The organism is Knoellia remsis, from assembly GCF_003002895.1.
Classification (GTDB): Bacteria; Actinomycetota; Actinomycetes; order Actinomycetales; family Dermatophilaceae; genus Knoellia; species Knoellia remsis.
In genome coordinates, this window is sequence record NZ_PVTI01000003.1 from 1 (window position 1) to 17,875 (window position 17,875).

Consider the following 17,875-nt stretch of genomic DNA (forward strand, 5'->3'; position numbering starts at 1 on the left):
CCCACCCCCGCCTGTCCCTAAGCGTCCAATTGGGTGACTTCGGGACGGGCGAGGAGGCGAGTGGCGACGAACCAACCGAGGCGTGCGCTGTCCCTAGGCGTCCAATTGGGTGAGTTCGGGACGGGTGAGGAGGCGAGTGGCGACGAACCAGCCGTGGGTGCGCTGTCCCTAAGCGTCCAATTGGGTGAGTTCGGGACGGGAGACGAGGCGGGTGGCGACGAGCCAGCCGTGGGTGCGCTGTCCCTACGCGTCCAATTGGGTGAGTTCGGGACGGAAGGCGAGCCCACGGCATACCCCACCCCCGCGTGCCTAAGCGTCCAATTGGGTGAGTTCGGGACGGAAGGCGACCCCACGGCATACCCCACCCCCGCGTGTCCCTAAGCGTCCAATTGGGTGACTTCGGGACGGAAGGCGACCCCACGGCATACCCCACCCCCGCCTGTCCCTAGGCGTCCAATTGGGTGAGTTTTTCACGGGGGAGGAGGCGGGTGGCGACGAACCAGCCGAGGGCGACTCCGACGAGGTCGGCGACGGCGTCCCACACGTCCCCCGAGCGCTGCGACAGCATCGTCCCCTGGACGATCTCGCTCACCGGCGCGTGCGCCGCCATCACCGCGACGACCGGAAGCCACGGCAGCCGCGCAAGGATCGCCAGCCCGACCGGCAGGGCGAAGATCACGACGTGGATCACCTTGTCCGCGTTCGGGAAGAGCGGCGGGCCGCCACTCGACGGGGCATAGACCAGTACCAGCTGCACGACCACCGCGACGACAGCAGCCGCGAGCCACGGCCACCGCAGGCGCGCGGCCGGCATTCGCGAACCTCGTTGCGCCACAGGCGCGCTCACGGCGCCGCGTCCACCGGCACCTCGACGAGCGGTTCCACGTCGGCCGCGACAGCCGCTGCCTCCGAGGTATTCGCGCCGGACGCCGCCGCAGCAGCCTTGACCGCGTCGGCGACGACGTCCGCGACGTCGGGGTGGAAGACGCTCGGGATGATGTAGGTCGCGTTGCGCTCGTCCTCCTTGACGACGGCGGCGAGCGCGTCGGCGGCGGCGAGCAAGACGTCCGGGGTGAGCACCTTGGAGCCGGAGTCGAGCAGCCCTCGGAAGACGCCCGGGAACGCGAGCACGTTGTTGATCTGGTTCGCGAAGTCCGACCGCCCCGTCGCGACGACGGCCGCGTGCTCGGCAGCCGCGACGGGGTCGACCTCCGGCGTCGGGTTGGCCATGGCGAAGACGACGGCGTCGTCGGCCATCGTCGCGATGTCGTCGCCGGTGAGGATGTTCGGGGCCGAGACGCCGAGGAAGACGTCAGCCCCGGCGAGCGCCTCGCGCAGCGTCCCCGTGAAGCCGCCGGGGTTGGTGTGCTCGGCGATCCACACGAGGTTCGGGTCCTCACCAGAGCGGACGTCCTCACGCCCCGGGTGGATGACGCCGTACATGTCGGCGACGACGACGTCGCGCGCACCGGCATACAGCAGGAGCTTGAGGATCGCGGTCCCGGCCGCGCCCGCCCCGCTCATGACGAGCCGCACGTCCTCGAGCTTCTTGCCGACGACGGCCAAGGCGTTGCGCATCGCCGCGAGCGACACGATGGCCGTGCCGTGCTGGTCGTCGTGGAAGACCGGGATGTCCAGCTCGTCACGCAGCCGCGCCTCGATCTCGAAGCAGCGCGGCGCCGAGATGTCCTCAAGGTTGATGCCGGCGAACACCGGCGAGATCGCCTTGACCGACGCGATGATCTCCTCGGTGTCGGTCGTGTCGAGGCAGATGGGGAAGGCGTCGATGTCGGCGAACCGCTTGAACAGCGCGGCCTTGCCCTCCATGACCGGCATCGCCGCGAGCGGCCCGATGTCACCCAGCCCCAGCACTGCCGTGCCGTCGGTGACGACCGCGACGGTGTTGCGCTTGATGGTGAGGCGGCGCGCGTCCTCGGGGTTCTCGGCGATCGCCTGGCACACGCGCGCGACACCCGGGGTGTAGATGAGCGAGAGGTCGTCGCGGTTGCGGATCGGCACCTTGGACTCGACGCGCAGCTTGCCGCCGAGGTGCATGAGGAAGGTGCGGTCGGAGACCTTGCCGATCTCGACGCCCTCGACGCCGCGCATCAGCTCGACGATCTCGTCGGCGTGCTCGGGGTCGCGCGTCATCATCGTCACGTCGACGCGGACGCGCTCGTGACCCGAGGCGGTGACGTCGAGTCCGGTGACGACTCCCCCGGCCTGCTCGACGACGCCGGTGAGCTCACTCACCGCCGTCGCGCGGGCCGGGACGATGAGGCGGACGGTGACGGAGTTCGCGGCAGACGGGATGGCCATGTGCATGATTCAACCGCCTACCGGTGAGTTCGCCGCAATCGGGACCGGCTCAGCTGTCGCCGGCCGCGGGCGCGGCCCCGTCCGTCACCGCACCTGTCGCCGCCACACCCGAACTCGAGGTCGCGTCCGTCGAGCCCGTCGACCCCGAGGCACTCGACGTCGGAGTCGGCGTCGGCGTCGGACTGGGCCCGGTGCTCGGCGTCCCGGTCGGCGTCGGCGTTCCCGTGGGCGCCGGGGTGCCTGTGGGCGTCGTCGTCGGCTCCGGTGTCGACGTGGTGGGGCTCGGCGTGGACGTCGGCCGCGGTGTCGGCGTGGTCGACGGCCGTGGCGCGGGCGTCGCAGGCACCCCCGGACGTGCCGGTCCCGACGCCGTCGGCGCAGGCACGGGCGCCGGCGTCACCGGTGGGGCGGCCGTCTTCGCCGCGGTCGTCGCGTCCCCGGCCACCCGGCCCGCGAGCGGCGCGATCGTCGCCAGCCCGTCGCGATACGCGACACCCCACCCGACGACCTTCGCGAGATAGTCGCTCGAGTTGTTGTAGCGCAGCACCGCGGCGGTGAGGTCGGCCTCGCGGCGCAGGTCCCCGCCGCCGGCGCACAGGTACCGGCCCGCGGCGAGCGCGGCGTCATACACGTTGTGCGGGTCGGCGACCCCGTCGGCGTTGCCGTCCGCGCCGTACATCGCCCACGTCCCGGGGAGGAACTGCATCGGCCCGACCGCGCGGTCATACGACCGGTTCCCGTCGAGGCGTCCACCATCGGTGTCCCGGATGGTCGCGGTCCCGGCGAGGCTGCCGTCGAGCAGCGGCCCGAGGATCTCGCCGCGCGTGCGTCCCGTGGCGTCGACGCGTCCGCCGGAGGCGTGCCCGGACTCGATCTTGCCGATGCCGGCGAGCAGCCACCACGGCAGTCCGCACCCGGGTGCCCGGTCGGCCATCGTCTGCGCTGCGCGTTGGTATGCCGGCAGGACCGTTGACGGTATGCCGCCCACTCCCGGCGCGGCGCGTCCGCGCAGGAGCGTCGTGGTCACCTGGGTGTCCGCGGGCTTCGGTGCCGTCGTCGAGATCGGTTGTCCCGCAGGCGAAGTCGCCGGCCACGTCGCGAGGACGGGCTCGAGGTCGGCGACGGCCGCCGCTGCCGCCTCCGCGGCGTCGGCGCGCGGCGCGTCGGGGTTGCGGGCGAAGCCGACGGCCTGCGTCGAGACGGCGCTGGCGAGGACGCCGAGGCCGACGACGACTCGGACGAGCTGTGCGGAGAGGGTGATCCTCATCCGAACCGGCCGTTGACGTAGTCGTTGGTCCTCGGGTCGCTCGGGTTGCCGAACATCTGCTCGGTCGGTCCCTGCTCGACGATGTGGCCCGGGCGGCCCTCGGCGGCGAGGAAGAACGCACACCGGTCGGAGACCCGCGCGGCCTGCTGCATGTTGTGGGTGACGATGACGATGGTGACCTCGCTGGAGAGTGCGTCGATCGTCTCCTCGATGCGGCGGGTCGACGTCGGGTCGAGCGCGGAGCACGGCTCGTCCATGAGCAGCACCTCGGGCCGCACCGCGAGCGAGCGGGCGATGCAGAGGCGCTGCTGCTGGCCGCCGGAGAGGGCGCCGCCGGAGCTGTCGAGGCGGTCCTTGACCTCGCGCCACAGGCCGGCCTTGGTGAGGCACTCCTCGACGAGCACGTCGCGCTCGTCGCGGGTGACGCGGCGGCCGATGAGCTTGAGCCCGGCGGTGACGTTGTCGGCGATGGACATCGTCGGGAAGGGGTTCGGCTTCTGGAAGACCATGCCGATCTTGCGGCGGGTCTCGGTGATCCGCTCCCCCGCGTCGTAGATGTCGATGCCGCCGACGCGCACCGACCCGGCGAGCGAGGCGCCGGGCACGAGCTCGTGCATCCGGTTGAGGATCCGCAGGAACGTCGACTTGCCGCAGCCGGACGGGCCAATGAGGGCGGTGACCTCACCGGCCTTCATGGTGATGTCGACCTGTTCGAGGACCTTGTGGTCACCGAACCAGGCCGAGATGCCCTCGGCGATCATCGTCGCGCCGGACACCGGTCCGGAGCGCTCCTCGCGGCGCGCCGCGACGGGTGAGAGCACGGTCGTGTCGTCGGCGACGGCGACCGCCGTGGAGGTGGCGGGAGCCGGTACGGCGGGGATCGTCGTCGTCGCGTCGACGGTATGCGGCATGGCCGCCGTCTCGGGAGCGCGCGGGGTCGTCGTGTCATCGGGAGAGGTCACGAGCGGTGAGGTTACGGAGCGTCGGAGCACGGCAGGGGGCCGCACCCTGAACGCGACATGAACCGCGCACCGGTCGCCGGTCGGCCCTGGTTTCCCTCGCTCAGGGTGCGGCCATGTCTCGTTCCCCGCGTCGTGGTGGTGACGTCTCCCGGCGCGGCAAGGGTGTGACGCGTCCCGCCTCGTCGGCCACGGCCGCCGAGGCGGGAGGTCCTGTCGGGCACGGCCGTGCCCGACGTCACGCAGCACACTCACGGAAGGTTCCACCAGCACATGAGCATCACTGCGAAGTCCCTCGCCGCCGCCGCCTGTGGTGTGGTCGCCCTCGTCGGCGTCACCGCCACCTCCGCGCAGGCGGACCCGCCGGCCGGCACGGTCCCGGCCCTCACCGACATCGTCGGCGTCGGCTCGGACACCACCCAGGACGCCCTGAACAACCTCTCCGAGGCCTACAACGCGACGAGCCCGGCGAACAAGGTCTACTCGTGGGACGCGACCGGCACCTCGCCGATCGTGACCAAGCAGGACGCCGCCCCGATCGAGCGCCCGAACGGCTCGTCGGCGGGGATCACCCTCCTGCAGAACACGACGACGAGCGTCGTCGACTACGCCCGCTCCTCGCGGGTGCGCAAGACCTCGGGCGCGGACGCGGGGACGATCTTCCTGCCGTTCGCCAAGGACGTGCTCAAGTACGCGTCGGCGACGACGACGAACGCGCCGCAGAACCTCACCAAGGCCCAGCTCACGTCGATCTACAACTGCACCGCGACCACCTGGAACCAGGTCGGTGGCACGAGCACCGCGACGATCCAGCCGAAGCTCCCCCAGGCCGGCTCGGGCACCCGGGCGACATTCCTCGGTGACCTCGGCATCACCACCCCAGGCAGCTGCGTCGACGACACGGTGCAGGAGCACGACCCGGCCGCCGTCGCGGGCAACCCCGATGCGATCGCACCGTTCTCGGAGGGCCGCTACAACGCACTGCCCGACCCGAAGACGGTCAAGCTCAACACCAGCGGCTACAGCCTGACCCGCAACCTCTACAACGTCGTCCGCGACATCAACGGTGGTCCCGTCGGAAGCGAGTGGGTCAACGGTGGCGTCGAGCCGCGCCTCCAGGCCTTCTTCGGCGACGGTCTCGGCACGAACCGCGGCTGGATCTGCGGCTCGGGTGCCACGTCGGCCATCACGGCTGCCGGCTTCGTGCAGCTCACCGCCGCCGAGAACTGCGGCAAGGGCGAGTGACCTCACGTCACTGACCAGCTCCTCGAGGAGGCCCCGGCGTGCACGCGCCGGGGCCTCTTCGCAGGCTGTCGTGCTTCTGCGTGCGCTCAGCAGCCGAAACGGAGCAAGACCACGACGCGGAGCAGCATCGGGGCGCTTCGTCGGACGTGCCGTCCGAGAGCGTCTCGACGACGTTCCGTGTCCACTATGGAACTCAAGGCCAGTGCGACCCTCCGGCTGGCTCGCGGTGCGAGTCACGCCTGATGCCGTCGTCACAGCACTGATTGCCGATTCCGTGCGCACGTCACAGCACTGATTGCCGGTTCCGTGCGCGCGAAGCGTGCATGGAACCGGCAATCAGTGGTGGTGCCCGCCTGGGGTCCGGGCGGTCAGGTGCGGCGGATCCTCAGGACGTGGCCGACGTCGCGCAGGAGCTGGCTGCCGACGACGCGCACGGGGTGGCCGGGCTGTCCGGTGACCAGACCGAACGGGATCCCGACGCCGGCGAGCAGGCCGGTGAGCAGGACGCCGGGGAAGACCCACTTCGTCCAGCCACCCTTCTCCCCGCGGGTCGTGCCCAGGCTCTCGGGCATCGCGACCGTCCGACCCTTCGGTGCCGCGCTCGGAGTCGTGCCCGCCGGGGCCGCGACCGCCGCGGCTGGCGTGCCCGCTGCGGCCGCCGGCGACCCGGCGCCCCCGCCCGGCGTCGTCCCGCCGGGGAGCGTCCCGCCCCCGCCCGGCCCAGCACCGCCGCCACCGCCGGTGCTGGGCGTGTCCGGGTTCTTCGGGTCGACCGGCACCACCGGCACAGCACCCTTCTGTGCCTGGACCGCGTCGGCGACCTTCGCCGCCTGCGCCCGGAACGCCGCCGGCAGCGGCACGTACCCCTCCGGCAAGGTCCCCGGCGCGGTGCCCGGGGTCTGGCCCGTCGTCGTCGCGTAGCGGACGAAGTCCGCGTACTTCGTGGCGAGCTCCTTGTCCAGGCCGCTCGTCGGCAGGGCGAGGTACTGCAGCATCGTTCCGGGATACGCCCCCGCAACCATCGACGAGTAGTCCTGCTTCAGCAGACCGGTCGCCTTGTCCTGGGTCATCGTCGACACCGCTGCGGCCATCGAGACCGGCGACGGCGCCGCGAAGGTCGCGGACCCGTCCTTGCTCGGCGCGGCCAGCTGCGCCACGTCCAGCCCGAAGCGGCGCGCCGACGCCAGGTCCGTCAGACCCATCGTCCACCGCTGCGACAGGTCCTGCGCGGAGTCACGGACGTAGTTGTCGACGAGTCGGCCGGACTCGGTCACCTCCTGCCTTGTCGTCGTCAATGGCCGACTGATGACGATCTGGTCGGCAATCCGGGACAGACTCTGCGACCGCTGCGCGTTCGCCTCGCCCCAGCTGCGACCGAAGAGCTTGCAGTGGGTGTACCACGTGGCGGTCGGGCCGTTGCTCGTGAGGAGGTCCTCCGAGGTGCAGGTATGGGTCTTGCCCGACTTGGCGTCCGTGACGGTCGACGGGAACCGGTACTGGTCACGCCACTCGAACTGGTCTCGCGGCGGTTGGCCCACCCATCCTGGGTCGGCACCGTGTGAATGTTCTTCTTGTCGGCCATCACAGTTCCCCTTCCGGCGCCCTCCGGTGAGGGAGCCATGGGCGCCATCATCGCAGTCCTGTCGGACCCGCAGCGGCATTCCGCGCGGGACGAGTGGGAGTATCGCTGAAGCCTCCATGGCTGCCTGTTTTCATCCTGGTGCTGTCACGCCGAGGCCACTACCGGGCACCGCGTGACCCACCGGCGGCGGGGACCCGACCCAAGACTGTCGGTCTCGCGTGAGACCATTTTCTCGCAATCGACCAGGGGAGAACAGCGCTGTGGGCAAGGGCTTCGAGATCAACAAGCAGGCAATCCGCAAGATGAGCAGGGAGATCGAGAGGGAGTTCGCCAAGAACCCCGTACGGGTCCCGTTGGAGGCGGACGCGAGCGGCGTGACTTTCCCCGCCGGCCCCATCACGAACAACTACCACGGTCCCGTCGTCACGGTTCACGGCGACAACGCTCAGCTGGCCTGGGACAACCAGACGGCGAACCAGACGCAGAACCAAGACATCGCTCCGGGCTACGAAGAGCTCGCGAAGTTGATCACCGGCCTACTTGCGTCGCTCCCAGCGCTGGGTCTCTCCGGGGACGACGAGCACGAGGCCAAGGCTACGGCCGAGTCGGTGCTCGGCGAAGTGGTCAAGGACGAGCCAGACCAGGGCCGCATCAAGCGCGGCATCACCATGCTCAGGGGCCTGCTGGCTCCCATCGCGACTGGAGTCGGAGTCACCGTCTCGGGCGAGGCCGCTGAACTTTCCAAGACGCTGATCGAGGGGCTCGGCAGCACGCTGCCGTTCTAGGCGAACTGAGCCCGGCGCCGCCGCGGAGCCCCCGCCCGCCCATTGGCGGGGTGGGTGAAAGCGTGTGGTACGCCCATGAAATGTCCGGCGGTCCATCGTCACGCGGGACGGCGCTCCAGTCAGGTTCCTCCTGCGCGGTGCCGGTCGGCACCTGTACCCTCGCATCAGATTGCCGACGCAGCATGACTCGGGACGGGGGAGCGGACGTGCAGGTTACCAAGGTTAAAGCGACAACCTGATGGCCGACGACGAACTCGTGGCGTTCGCCAAGCAACTCGCTCCGCAGCCATTCGACCGGTCCACCGTCAGCGAGCGACGCAACTCGATCGAGGAGCACATCAAGAAGCACACGTCCTCGGCCGGCTTGGTCGAGTCGGGCTCATGGAGCCACGGCACCGCAGTGACCGGGCACAGCGACGTCGACTACATGGCCTTTTTCCCCGACAGCTCCCGACCAGTCAGGCCGAGCACCGCGCTCACGAACCTCAAGGGCACGCTGGACGGAGCGCACTGGGGTATCACGAGCCGACACATCTCAAGCCCGACCGTCAAGGTCGGCTTTTACAGCGTGCCGAACTTCGAGATCGTCCCTGCCTACTACAAGGGAGAGAAGGACGAAATCGCGGTCTTCCGCATTCCCGGACCCGGCGACGAGTGGGCGGAATCCGTTCCCCTCGGGCACAACGGGTTCGTGTCCGCCGTGAACGACAAACACGGCAAGAAGGTCAAGCCCATCGTCCGTCTGGTCAAGGCATGGAAGTACCACGTGGGAGCGCCGGTCTCGTCGTTCTACCTCGAGATGCGCACGGCCAAGCACGCCAGCACGGAATCGGCCATCATCTATGACATCGACCTGCGCATGATCTTTCGCGAACTGGTCAACACCGGCATGCGAGCCATGAACGACCCACTCGGCATCGTCCCTCGCATCAACGCCACGTCCTCCGAAGCCAACCGGGTCACAGCGCTCAGGCAAGCCAAGGAGGCACTGGACTGCCTCGTCGCCGCCAACGAAGCGAAGGAAGCCAACGACCGCAGCGCCTACTGGACCAGCATGTACCGGGTCTTCGGTTACGACTTTCCCTACCCGAGTTGGGGCTGACGTGACAGACGTACGCAACGCCGTCGAGGATGAACTCAAGCGGCTCGAAGAGGACATCCTCTACACCGAGAAGGGTCACTTCTCTGCTTCCAACGAACATGGCCGGATCCACCTCGCCCTCGGCCTCCTCGCCACCATCACTTCCGCTGTCGCCGCCACGACAATCATCGGTAAGAGCGACCCGTGGATCCCCGGAGTCCTCGCCCTGATCGCAGCCGTCGCCTCCGCTGTCCTTACGTTCGTCAAGCCCGACGAACGCGCCGCACAACATCTTCAAAGTGGCCGAGCCCTCGGAGCGCTCCGAGTCCGGATCCGCCAAACGCGAACCATCGACCTACCGGCGGACCATGACGTGGACGCCGCCACGTGGAAGGCCACGATACAAGACCTGACTACCCTGAAGGCCGACGTGGACAACTCCGCACCGCCGGTGAGCGACCGGATCTTCAAGAAGGCGCAACAGAAGATCCAGCAGGGTGACTTCAAGCACGACACCGTCCCCGACGCCGAAGAACCACCACGGCCCTGATGCAGTCCAGTCCCTAACCTCGATCTTTCATGGGGCGCGGCTGGTGGGTTGTGATGGCGTCTCGGTGGCCGTCGGCGTCTGATTCTGGCAGTCGGGTACGACACAGAGTGGCCGGAGGGCGTTCCGGGGCAGGACGTCATACGGCACGACCCGCGACCGCTGAACATGAACAAGCTCACCCTTACCTTGCACGAAGACGTGCATCAACGTGATTCATGCGAGGTCTGGTGTGGATGGCTGTGCAACCTTCGCTGCATCTCGACATTGGCGCGGCGATGTGGATGGGCTGCTTGAGTTCGCGTGGGCCTCGCACCTGACTGTCAGTGACGCGATTTAGGCTCCGGACCTGTCATGGTTCCTACCATGATGGTCAACACCATGACTGCGACCAACCAGCAGCCCGCAAAGGACGTCCCGGGCGTCATTGAGGTCACGGAGGGCCTGCGCTACTGGGCGCGGACCTCCAGCGGTGACCCGACGGCGATCGCAGCTTCGAGGGCAATCACGCATCACAACTGGCATGCTGCCGACTCGATGCCCGCTCCCCGGCACTACGATTCATCGGCGGCGCGCTCTGCCCTGGAAGCCGTGAGAGCAGGCGTGCTCCCGCGCGAGGCCTTCAACGACGAAGCCGACGGCGACGTACCCCGCACCACCACCGGCATGCAGGCTGCCGTCACGCTGAAGCTGCTGCACGACGCGGGTGCTCCACTCGAGCTCATGAGCGTGCTGACCGACGCCTATGGCGTGGACATCCACGACGTGAGCCTGGTTTGGGTGCGGCCTGGGTCCGATGAGCACGAAGTCGTGGAGCAGAACCGGATCGAAGGGACCGGTTCGGATGGATTCCAGCGAGGCGGCAGGCCCTACGTGGAGCCCTCTCTTGAGGACGAGGACGAGGAGTCGAGCGCAGAGCCAGCGTTCGTCCCTTGGAACAGCGATGCGATCGACCGCGGCACCAAAGCGCACAAGAAACTTGAGAATGAGCTCGCCCAACTCGTCCGCGAGAGAGGCCTGCTGCCCCTCTCACCTCATGGCGGTGACGAGCCGTTCGACGTGGCGTGGGTGGCAGATGGGGTGCTGCATATCTGCGAGGTAAAGAGCCTCACCCAGGCGAATCAGGAGTCACAGCTGCGGCTGGGCCTCGGTCAACTGCTCGGCTACCTGTACAGGACGAAGGCCGAGCACTGGCCCGGCATCGACCGGAAGCGCGGCGTACTGGCAGTCGAGGGTGCTCCGAAACATCTCGACTGGGTGGATGTCTGCGCGGAGCACGGCGTCACGCTGACCTGGCCCGAGCACTTCTCCGAACTGTTTGGCGCCTGAACAGCGGCAGTGTCCGCGCTCCTGGGTCGCGACGGACTTTGCGCCAGCCAGCCAAGATCGCGGATATGCGCAAAGTGCCCCGCACGCGATCGTGCAGTGCTCGCTGCATCTCGACACGAGATGCAGCGAAGTCTGTAAGAAGTGCCGTTGATTCCATGAATTAGCCGACGTTATGCACTTCGTGCATGTTGCATCACGGTGTTTGGTCGACCTAGACCGTCTACAGGCTTGCGAGGATTGGGCTGGCGGCCCGGGGTGCAGGAGCCAGTTGGCGGCTTAGTAGTCCATGTTGTCGATCATCGCTTGCCGGTAGGCGTGCGCCTCGACCAACTTCTCCACGTCGCCCTCCGACTCGAGGCAGTCAGCCACCTGCGTCCTGAACTCTGCGTCGAATCGAACGTCGAGTCCGGAGTCGATCCACGCCATCGCGTGCGGAACCGACTTGGCCAGGTAAGCATCGATCTCGTCGAACAGCGCGAAGACGCCCTCGATGTCGGTCTCCGAAACCGAGTGGAACGAGAACAGCGGGCTGTCACGGATGCTTGACAGCCCGACTGGCAGCGCCCCGATGCCCGGCGTGTGCAGGTACACGGTTGCGCCGTGACCCTTCTCGAACCCGCCGTGCGAATAGGGGTTCCGCCACCGCTCGACCACCTCGGCCAGCCGCTCCCTCAGGCGCACCGCCTCCGGGTCCGAGTGGCCGATCACTCGCCGCCACTTCTCGCCCCAACGGTCGCCGATGATCTTGGTCAGGTCGTCCGCGGTCGGGTCGAAATTGAGGAAGGGCAGCGCCAGGACGAGGTCGTGCTCGAGCGAACTCAGGAAGGCTGAGATCGCAGCGACGAGGTCGTGGGATGCATTCAGCGCCATGACGTTCTTGCCCAGCAGGAAGGATGACCAAGTGCCGAACTCACTCGTCCCGCTCTCGCTCACGTCCTCGACCACGTCGGGGTTGGTGGCCCGCTCGCGGAAGTAGCTATACGCCCGACGCAATTGCCGGTGCTGATTCACAACCGTGACATTCCCTGCGTTGAGGGTGTCGCCCGCACTCTCTGCCAACAGCGCCTCGACGGTCCTTACTGCCGACACCAACTTCTTCCGCATCTGAGTAAGTAACTCGTCCGCCTGCTCTTCGGTGAGGTCACCGGCGATGCGTAGCCGGAGGCCGAACTTCTGGTGGGCGAGTTCGCAGGGATACCCCTTGTAGGTGAAGGTCATCCACCACGCGACCTTCTCGCCCGGCCCGTTGTGCCGTATCCCGATGAGCGTGAGCGCGTGCCGGAACAACACCGGGATCGGCGCCTCGTTGGGCAGCAGCGTCACTCGGTAGGACGGTTGGTCGTAGTTGCGCTCCTCGTGCGGGATCGGCTGGCCGAAATCCCGTAGCGCAGTCTTGGACAGGCGTTCGCCTGTCCCCTCTTCCGTTGTTGACACCCCCAGAGGATGCCAGGTGACGGTCCTGCGGACGATCCGCTTCCGGCTTTAGATCCGGTGGGTCGGTCACAGGAGGCAACCAGACGCACGCGGTCTGTTGAACCGTGTCTCGTCTTGCCCATGAGCGTTGGCGCAGTGGCGCTACGAATCTACGTCCTTGTGGGCGCAGTGACGCGTGCGCGGCCCGTGGCGCGCACAGCCCCACTCTTCATGATCGTCGTGAGAGACCGCTCCTGTGCAATGTGCAACGCCCGGGCTCGCGCAACCTTTGATGCATCTCGACAGATGCAGCCAACAAGATTGAACTTTGGCCCGGAGATGCCGACGAACAACTTTGAGCCGCCATGGACCCCGCGAGCCGGGAAGTGCGCAGCTAGGGTCAACCGATGCTGCATTTGCTCGTTGACACATCGACGTGGCTGGACCTGGCGAAGCGGCGCGACGGCCAGCGATGGATCGTGGCCATCCGCCTGCTCGTGCACCAGGGCGCACTGGAGCTGCTCGTGCCCTCGGTGGTGATCGACGAATACGAGCGCAACCGTGCACGGGTTGAAGCCTCCATGACGGCGAGCATCGAGCAGCGCTTCAAGCTCATCAAGCAGGACCTCGACGAGTACGGCGGCACCGACTACGAGCAGGCGCTAAAGCTCATCGACGAACTCGCCCACGAGGTGCCGCTCATCGGCGCCATGACCACGCGCAACTTCGACGAGGTCCTGGACTTGTTGCGCGCCGGTCGCCCGGTCCACGCGACAGACGATGCCCACCGGCGGGTCGTGGAGCGCGGCCTGAGCAAGCGTGCCCCCTTCCATCGCTCCCGCAACAGCGTGGCCGACGCCCTACTTATCGAGCTGTTCGCCTCTCACACTCGCAAGGCCGACCTCTCCAATGAGCCGCATGCCTTCGTCACCTCCAACAGCGACGACTTCTCCCTGACCAAAATACCGGGAGTCGGTACGCTGAACGCGCCATGGTCTCGTGCTGTGACCGGCACGTCTGGGCGTGACCTCGCCTACACTGCCGCGCCCGTAGGGTGTTCACCATGACCGACCACGTCGAAGTCACCGGCCACGGCTCCCACCTCGTCGTTCCCGACCTCGTCCTCGTGCGCGCCCGCGTGCAGGTGCAGGCGGACGATGTCGCGAGCGCCCTTGGGCAGGCGTCCGAGCGCACCGCCGCCGCGCTCCAGGCCGCGGCCGACCACGGCGTGGAGGCCACCGACCGGCGCACCGCGGACGTGGGCATCCACCCGCGCTACGACCGCGAGGGACAGGTCGTCGCGGGCTACACGGCATACCAGGCGTTCGTCCTCACGGTCCGCGACCCCGACCGCGTGGGCGACCTCATCCAGGCTCTCGCGGGGGCGGCCGGTGACGCGCTCGCCGTCGACGGGATCGAGATGACGGCGGAGCAGACGCCGGTCGCGAACGAGGCGGTGCGCGAGGCGGCCTTCGCCGACGCACGCGAGCGCGCCTCCTTGTATGCCCGCCTCGCCGGCGCCTCGCTGGGGCGGGTCCTCGAGGTGCGCGAAGGCGCGGTCGACCCGGGACTCCCTCGGCCGATGATGGCGCGGGCGGCGGCGTTCGATGCCGGCTCCATGCCGATGGAGGGCGGCACGCACGAGCTGACGACGACGATCACCGTGCGGTGGGAGCTGGTGTCATGAGTGGCGGCGCATGAGCTGGGTCGACGCGCTCGGCTGGTTCGGCTCGGCCCTGCTCGTCTTCTCGCTGCTCCAGGCGCGGATCCTGCGACTGCGGGTCCTCAACACGATCGCGTGCCTCATCCTCGTCGGGTTCAACGCCCTCGTCGGGGTGTGGCCGATGGTCGCGATGAACGTCGTGCTCGCCCTCATCAACCTGTGGTTCATCGCGCGGATGCTGCGAGAACGCCGTGACGAGAACGCCTTCCGCGTCCTCGAGGTCGAGGAGGACGACGCCTACCTGCAGCACTTCCTCGACGTGGAGCGGGCCGACATCGCCCGCTTCAACCCGGGCTTCGTCGGCGTCACGGAGTCGGCGACGCGCTACGCCTGGCTCGTCCTGCACGGCCACGAGACGGTCGGCGTCGTCATCGTGAGCGATGCCGGCGACGGGGTCGGACAGGTCGAGCTCGACTACGTCACGGAGCGCTATCGCGACTTCACGCCGGGCGAGTTCGTGTGGCGCTCCAGCGGACTGCTCGCGGGGCACGGGTGGCGCTCCATCCGCACTCCGGCGGGCATGGTGGGCGCGTACTACGAGCGGCTCGGGTTCCGCCGCGACGGCTCCGCCTGGGCCCTCGACCTCCCCTGACCCCGACGGGAGGGCGTCAGCGGTCGGTGCGGGCGCCGCGGTCGAGGGTGATCTTGACCCGGTGTCCGGTGATGACGGTCGCGAGCCACCCGAGGCCCACCGCCCAGCCAGCGATGACGTCGGTGAGCCAGTGGTGGCCGAGGAAGACGCGGGACAGGCCCATCCCGACGACGAGCACCGCGGCGACGGCGACGACCGTCACCCGCCACCACCTGCGCGTCAGCCAGATCACGAGCAGGTATGCCGCGATGCCGAGGACCACGGTCGCGTTGAGTGTGTGCCCCGACGGGAAGCTCGGTGAGCTCTCGAAGGGCGGGACCGCGAGCGCCTGCGGCGGCCGGGCCCGAGCCGTGAGCTCCTTGCCGGAGACGGTGATGGCGAGCCCGCCGAGACCGGCGATGGTCATGAGGACGACGGGTGTCCAGCGGCGCTTCCACAGCGCGAGTCCGACGGCGACGACGACAGCGATGACGGGCATGAGCACCTGTCCGCCGAGGTCGGTGAAGTCGGTCGCGAGGGCGTCGCGCATCGGCGTGCGCAGCGAGACGGCAGCGTCGAGGACGGGCTGGTCGACGGTGGCGATGCCGTCACCCGCAGCCACGTCCTCGTAGACCTCGGCCGCGACCGAGTTCAGCCCGACGGCGATCGCGAGGCCGATGCCGGCGGTGAGGACAAGCGCGACGTTGGCGATCGACCAGCGCACGAGCCGGGCCACCTGGGCCGCGGCGAGTGTCACGAGGCGGGCGAACGCGCGCCCAGCGCCGCTGCGCCAGTGCCCGAGGTCCCGTTCGCCGATCCACTCGTCCTCGTGGCGGTCCGCGGGACCGCGGTCCGCGGGGCCGCGACCCTCGGGGCCGCGGCCCTCGGTGACGGGCGGCTGGGAGGAGGCGGACGGCATACGCGATTGTCACACCGCTCCCCCGCGCCGAACGTGAGCGACCCCCGGGCGGCGCGGGGCCGACCGGGGGTCGTCGATCGTGGGATGGCCACGGTGGTGGAGGTGGCGGGAATCGAACCCGCGTCCACTGACGGGAAACCAAGGCTTCTCCGGGTGCAGTGCGCTATGGAGTTTCTCGGCCCCAGGGCTCGCGCGCACACGTTCCCTGACAGGCCCAGTCGCGTAGGAGTCCCACTGCGTCCCGCGACGTGACGCAGCAGCGAGTTCTCTAGCTGATGCCAGGCACTGAGTCGAGAACTAGCTCAGGCTGACAGACTTCGGGCTCGCTCAGGCGGCGAGGGCGAAGTCGGTGCGCTTGGAGTTGGCACCTATGGGTTTGCACGGAGCGTTGACGAGATGACCGTGCATCCTCGACCCGCTTCCCTTGATCCGCCGACCAATGTCGAAACCGATCACCCCCATGAAGGGGGCCCATCCCACGCTGTTCAGTTGTGGTTCAACTGTATCTCCCAACGCACGGGCGGTCCGAATCATTTCGGGTGTGCGTATGCCGGGTGCGCCGGTTGGGCGTGCGTATGCCGGGCGGGGGCGTGCGCGGGCGTGCGCGGCGTGGCGGGGTCAGGCCGAAGGCGACGCCGCGACGCGGGTCTCGACGAGTGCCTCGTCGAGGGCGGCCCCGAGGCTCGTCGTCGGGCGGCCGAGGAGCCGCGAGAGGTCGCCGGTCTCGATGAGCAGCGCCCCCTCCTTGATGCTGGTGTCGCTCGCGGCGAGCAGCGCCGCGTACCCCTCGGGGAGACCCGCGCCGACCAGCGCCGCCGCGAACTCCGCCTCGGGCAGGTCGCGGTGGGCGACGGCCGTGCCGGAGCGGCGGGCGAGCTCCGCGGCATACTTGGCGAGGGTGAACGACTCGTCGCCGCCGAGTTCGTAGACCGCCCCCGCGTGGCCGTCCTCGACGAGCGTCAGGGCCGCCGCCTCGGCGTAGTCGGCGCGGGTGGCGGCACTGATCCGGCCGTCACCGGCCGCGCCGAGGACGACGCCGTGCTCGAGCTGGACCGGGACCTGCGCGGTGTAGTTCTCGAGGTACCAGCCGTTGCGCAGCACCACCGTGGGCAGACCCGACGCCGCGAGCGCCTCCTCGGTGACCTTGTGCTCGGCGGCGAGCGCGAGCGGCGAGATGTCGGCGCGGGTGATGCTCGTGTAGGCGAGCAGCTCGACACCGGCACGGACCGCGGCGTCGATGACGTTCTGGTGCTGGACGGCACGGTTGCCGACCTCGCTGGCCGAGACGAACAGCAGCCGGTCGATGCCGACGAGGGCGGCGTCGAGGGACGCCGGGTCGTCGTAGTCGCCGACCCGGACGTCGATGCCGCGGGCGGCGAGGTCGGCGGCCTTGCCCGGGTCGCGGACGAGGGCGGCGACGTGGCCGGGCTGCACGCCCCGGGCGAGAAGGGCGTCGATGGCGAGGTGGCCGAGCTGGCCGGTGGCTCCGGTGACGAGGTAGGTGGTCATGGGGTGGCCTTTCGCGGGTTCGGTGGGGGTTCGGTGGTGCTGACGCGAGGAGGAACCCGGACCGGACGCCCATACTTCCCAAGGGGAAGTACCCACTTTGAAGTAAGGTACCCACGTGAAGGTGAGTCACGAGGTCAGCGCCCTGCGCCAACGGTTTCCCGACCTCGTCTTCGAGGCCGGCTGCCCCAGCCGGGTCCTGCTCGACCACGTCATGAGCAAGTGGAGCCCGCTCGTGCTCCTTGCGCTCGCCGAGGGCGGGACGCTGCGCTGGAGCGAGCTGCGCCGTCGGGCCGAGGGGGTGAGCGAGAAGATGCTCGCGCAGACGCTGCGCACCCTCGTCGACGACGGACTGGTGGCTCGCGAGGCCCACCCGGTCGTCCCGCCCCACGTCGACTATGCGCTCACGCCACTCGGCCGGGAACTCACCGACCTGTTGAGCCCGCTCATGGTGTGGGCCTTCGACCACGCCGGCGCCATCCTCGGCGTCGAGCCGCCCCCCGCCCGCCGCGACTGATTGCTGGTTCCCGGCACCCAGCCTCCCGACTGAGTGCCGGTTCCGGCCGGCCTCCCGACTGAGTGCCGGTTCCGGCCGGCCTCCCGACTGAGTGCCGGTTCCCGGCACCGGC

General features: G+C 68.9%; 17 protein-coding genes and 1 other RNA gene. 9 read left to right on the forward strand and 9 right to left on the reverse strand.

What is annotated here, in order from left to right; all coding sequences use genetic code 11:
* Positions 1–445 precede the first annotated feature (445 nt).
* Genes BCF74_RS02465 through BCF74_RS02480 form a run of 4 tightly spaced genes read right to left on the reverse strand, consistent with a single transcriptional unit; the run spans position 446 to position 4,347 of the window.
* Positions 446–814: a VanZ family protein gene (locus BCF74_RS02465; protein ID WP_106296382.1), complete on the reverse strand. Its 369-nt coding sequence runs from the start codon at positions 812–814 to the stop codon at positions 446–448.
* Between the two features lie 29 nt (positions 815–843).
* The gene (locus BCF74_RS02470) at positions 844–2,319 is read right to left on the reverse strand and encodes an NAD-dependent malic enzyme (RefSeq protein WP_106296559.1); all 1,476 of its coding nucleotides are present in this window, start codon (positions 2,317–2,319) and stop codon (positions 844–846) included.
* Positions 2,320–2,368: 49 nt separating this feature from the next.
* Positions 2,369–3,586: a lytic transglycosylase domain-containing protein gene (locus BCF74_RS17675; RefSeq protein WP_106296383.1), complete on the reverse strand. Its 1,218-nt coding sequence runs from the start codon at positions 3,584–3,586 to the stop codon at positions 2,369–2,371.
* A complete protein-coding gene (locus BCF74_RS02480; protein ID WP_106296560.1) occupies positions 3,583–4,347 on the reverse strand; it encodes a phosphate ABC transporter ATP-binding protein in 765 nt (254 codons plus the stop codon). The genes BCF74_RS17675 and BCF74_RS02480 overlap by 4 nt, the downstream gene beginning before the upstream one ends.
* A gap of 471 nt (positions 4,348–4,818) precedes the next feature.
* Between BCF74_RS02480 and BCF74_RS02490 the strand changes: the two genes are divergently transcribed.
* Entirely contained in the window at positions 4,819–5,790 is a 972-nt protein-coding gene (locus tag BCF74_RS02490; RefSeq protein ID WP_106296385.1) for a PstS family phosphate ABC transporter substrate-binding protein, read from the forward strand.
* A gap of 368 nt (positions 5,791–6,158) precedes the next feature.
* Here the strand turns inward: BCF74_RS02490 and BCF74_RS17235 are convergent, their stop codons facing one another.
* A complete protein-coding gene (locus BCF74_RS17235) occupies positions 6,159–7,328 on the reverse strand; it encodes a hypothetical protein (RefSeq protein WP_170070108.1) in 1,170 nt (389 codons plus the stop codon).
* A gap of 304 nt (positions 7,329–7,632) precedes the next feature.
* Here BCF74_RS17235 and BCF74_RS02510 point away from each other — a divergent pair, with 304 nt between their 5' ends.
* The 4 genes from BCF74_RS02510 to BCF74_RS02525 all read left to right on the forward strand — a co-directional run bounded on the left by BCF74_RS02510 (position 7,633) and on the right by BCF74_RS02525 (position 11,114).
* Positions 7,633–8,157 carry a hypothetical protein gene (locus tag BCF74_RS02510; RefSeq protein WP_106296389.1) on the forward strand — a complete coding sequence of 175 codons (525 nt, stop codon included), beginning with the start codon at positions 7,633–7,635 and terminating at the stop codon, positions 8,155–8,157.
* Positions 8,158–8,395: 238 nt separating this feature from the next.
* Entirely contained in the window at positions 8,396–9,259 is an 864-nt protein-coding gene (locus BCF74_RS02515) for a nucleotidyltransferase domain-containing protein (RefSeq protein ID WP_106296390.1), read from the forward strand.
* A 1-nt stretch (position 9,260) separates the two neighbouring features.
* The gene (locus BCF74_RS02520; RefSeq protein WP_106296391.1) at positions 9,261–9,788 is read left to right on the forward strand and encodes an SLATT domain-containing protein; all 528 of its coding nucleotides are present in this window, start codon (positions 9,261–9,263) and stop codon (positions 9,786–9,788) included.
* A gap of 363 nt (positions 9,789–10,151) precedes the next feature.
* Positions 10,152–11,114, forward strand: a complete 963-nt coding sequence (locus BCF74_RS02525; protein WP_106296392.1) for a hypothetical protein — start codon at positions 10,152–10,154, stop codon at positions 11,112–11,114.
* A gap of 276 nt (positions 11,115–11,390) precedes the next feature.
* Here BCF74_RS02525 and BCF74_RS02530 read toward each other — a convergent pair whose 3' ends face one another.
* Positions 11,391–12,548, reverse strand: a complete 1,158-nt coding sequence (locus BCF74_RS02530; protein WP_146132857.1) for a hypothetical protein — start codon at positions 12,546–12,548, stop codon at positions 11,391–11,393.
* A gap of 386 nt (positions 12,549–12,934) precedes the next feature.
* Here BCF74_RS02530 and BCF74_RS02535 point away from each other — a divergent pair, with 386 nt between their 5' ends.
* From BCF74_RS02535 to BCF74_RS02545, 3 genes are read left to right on the forward strand one after another with little or no spacing between them, the layout of a single operon-like run.
* Positions 12,935–13,594, forward strand: coding sequence for a PIN domain-containing protein (locus tag BCF74_RS02535; protein WP_170070109.1), 660 nt, complete (start codon positions 12,935–12,937; stop codon positions 13,592–13,594).
* Positions 13,591–14,214: an SIMPL domain-containing protein gene (locus BCF74_RS02540; RefSeq protein ID WP_106296394.1), complete on the forward strand. Its 624-nt coding sequence runs from the start codon at positions 13,591–13,593 to the stop codon at positions 14,212–14,214. The genes BCF74_RS02535 and BCF74_RS02540 overlap by 4 nt, the downstream gene beginning before the upstream one ends.
* Positions 14,215–14,224: 10 nt before the next feature.
* Entirely contained in the window at positions 14,225–14,842 is a 618-nt protein-coding gene (locus tag BCF74_RS02545) for a hypothetical protein (protein ID WP_106296395.1), read from the forward strand.
* 16 nt (positions 14,843–14,858) lie between these two features.
* Here the strand turns inward: BCF74_RS02545 and BCF74_RS02550 are convergent, their stop codons facing one another.
* The 3 genes from BCF74_RS02550 to BCF74_RS02560 all read right to left on the reverse strand — a co-directional run bounded on the left by BCF74_RS02550 (position 14,859) and on the right by BCF74_RS02560 (position 17,249).
* On the reverse strand, positions 14,859–15,740 hold the full coding sequence (locus BCF74_RS02550; RefSeq protein ID WP_106296396.1) for a phosphatase PAP2 family protein: 882 nt from the start codon (positions 15,738–15,740) through the stop codon (positions 14,859–14,861).
* A 94-nt stretch (positions 15,741–15,834) separates the two neighbouring features.
* Positions 15,835–16,200, reverse strand: a transfer-messenger RNA (tmRNA) gene (gene ssrA, locus BCF74_RS02555).
* A gap of 158 nt (positions 16,201–16,358) precedes the next feature.
* On the reverse strand, positions 16,359–17,249 hold the full coding sequence (locus BCF74_RS02560; RefSeq protein WP_106296397.1) for an SDR family oxidoreductase: 891 nt from the start codon (positions 17,247–17,249) through the stop codon (positions 16,359–16,361).
* Between the two features lie 115 nt (positions 17,250–17,364).
* Between BCF74_RS02560 and BCF74_RS02565 the strand changes: the two genes are divergently transcribed.
* A complete protein-coding gene (locus BCF74_RS02565) occupies positions 17,365–17,763 on the forward strand; it encodes a winged helix-turn-helix transcriptional regulator (protein ID WP_245889177.1) in 399 nt (132 codons plus the stop codon).
* Positions 17,764–17,875 lie beyond the last annotated feature (112 nt).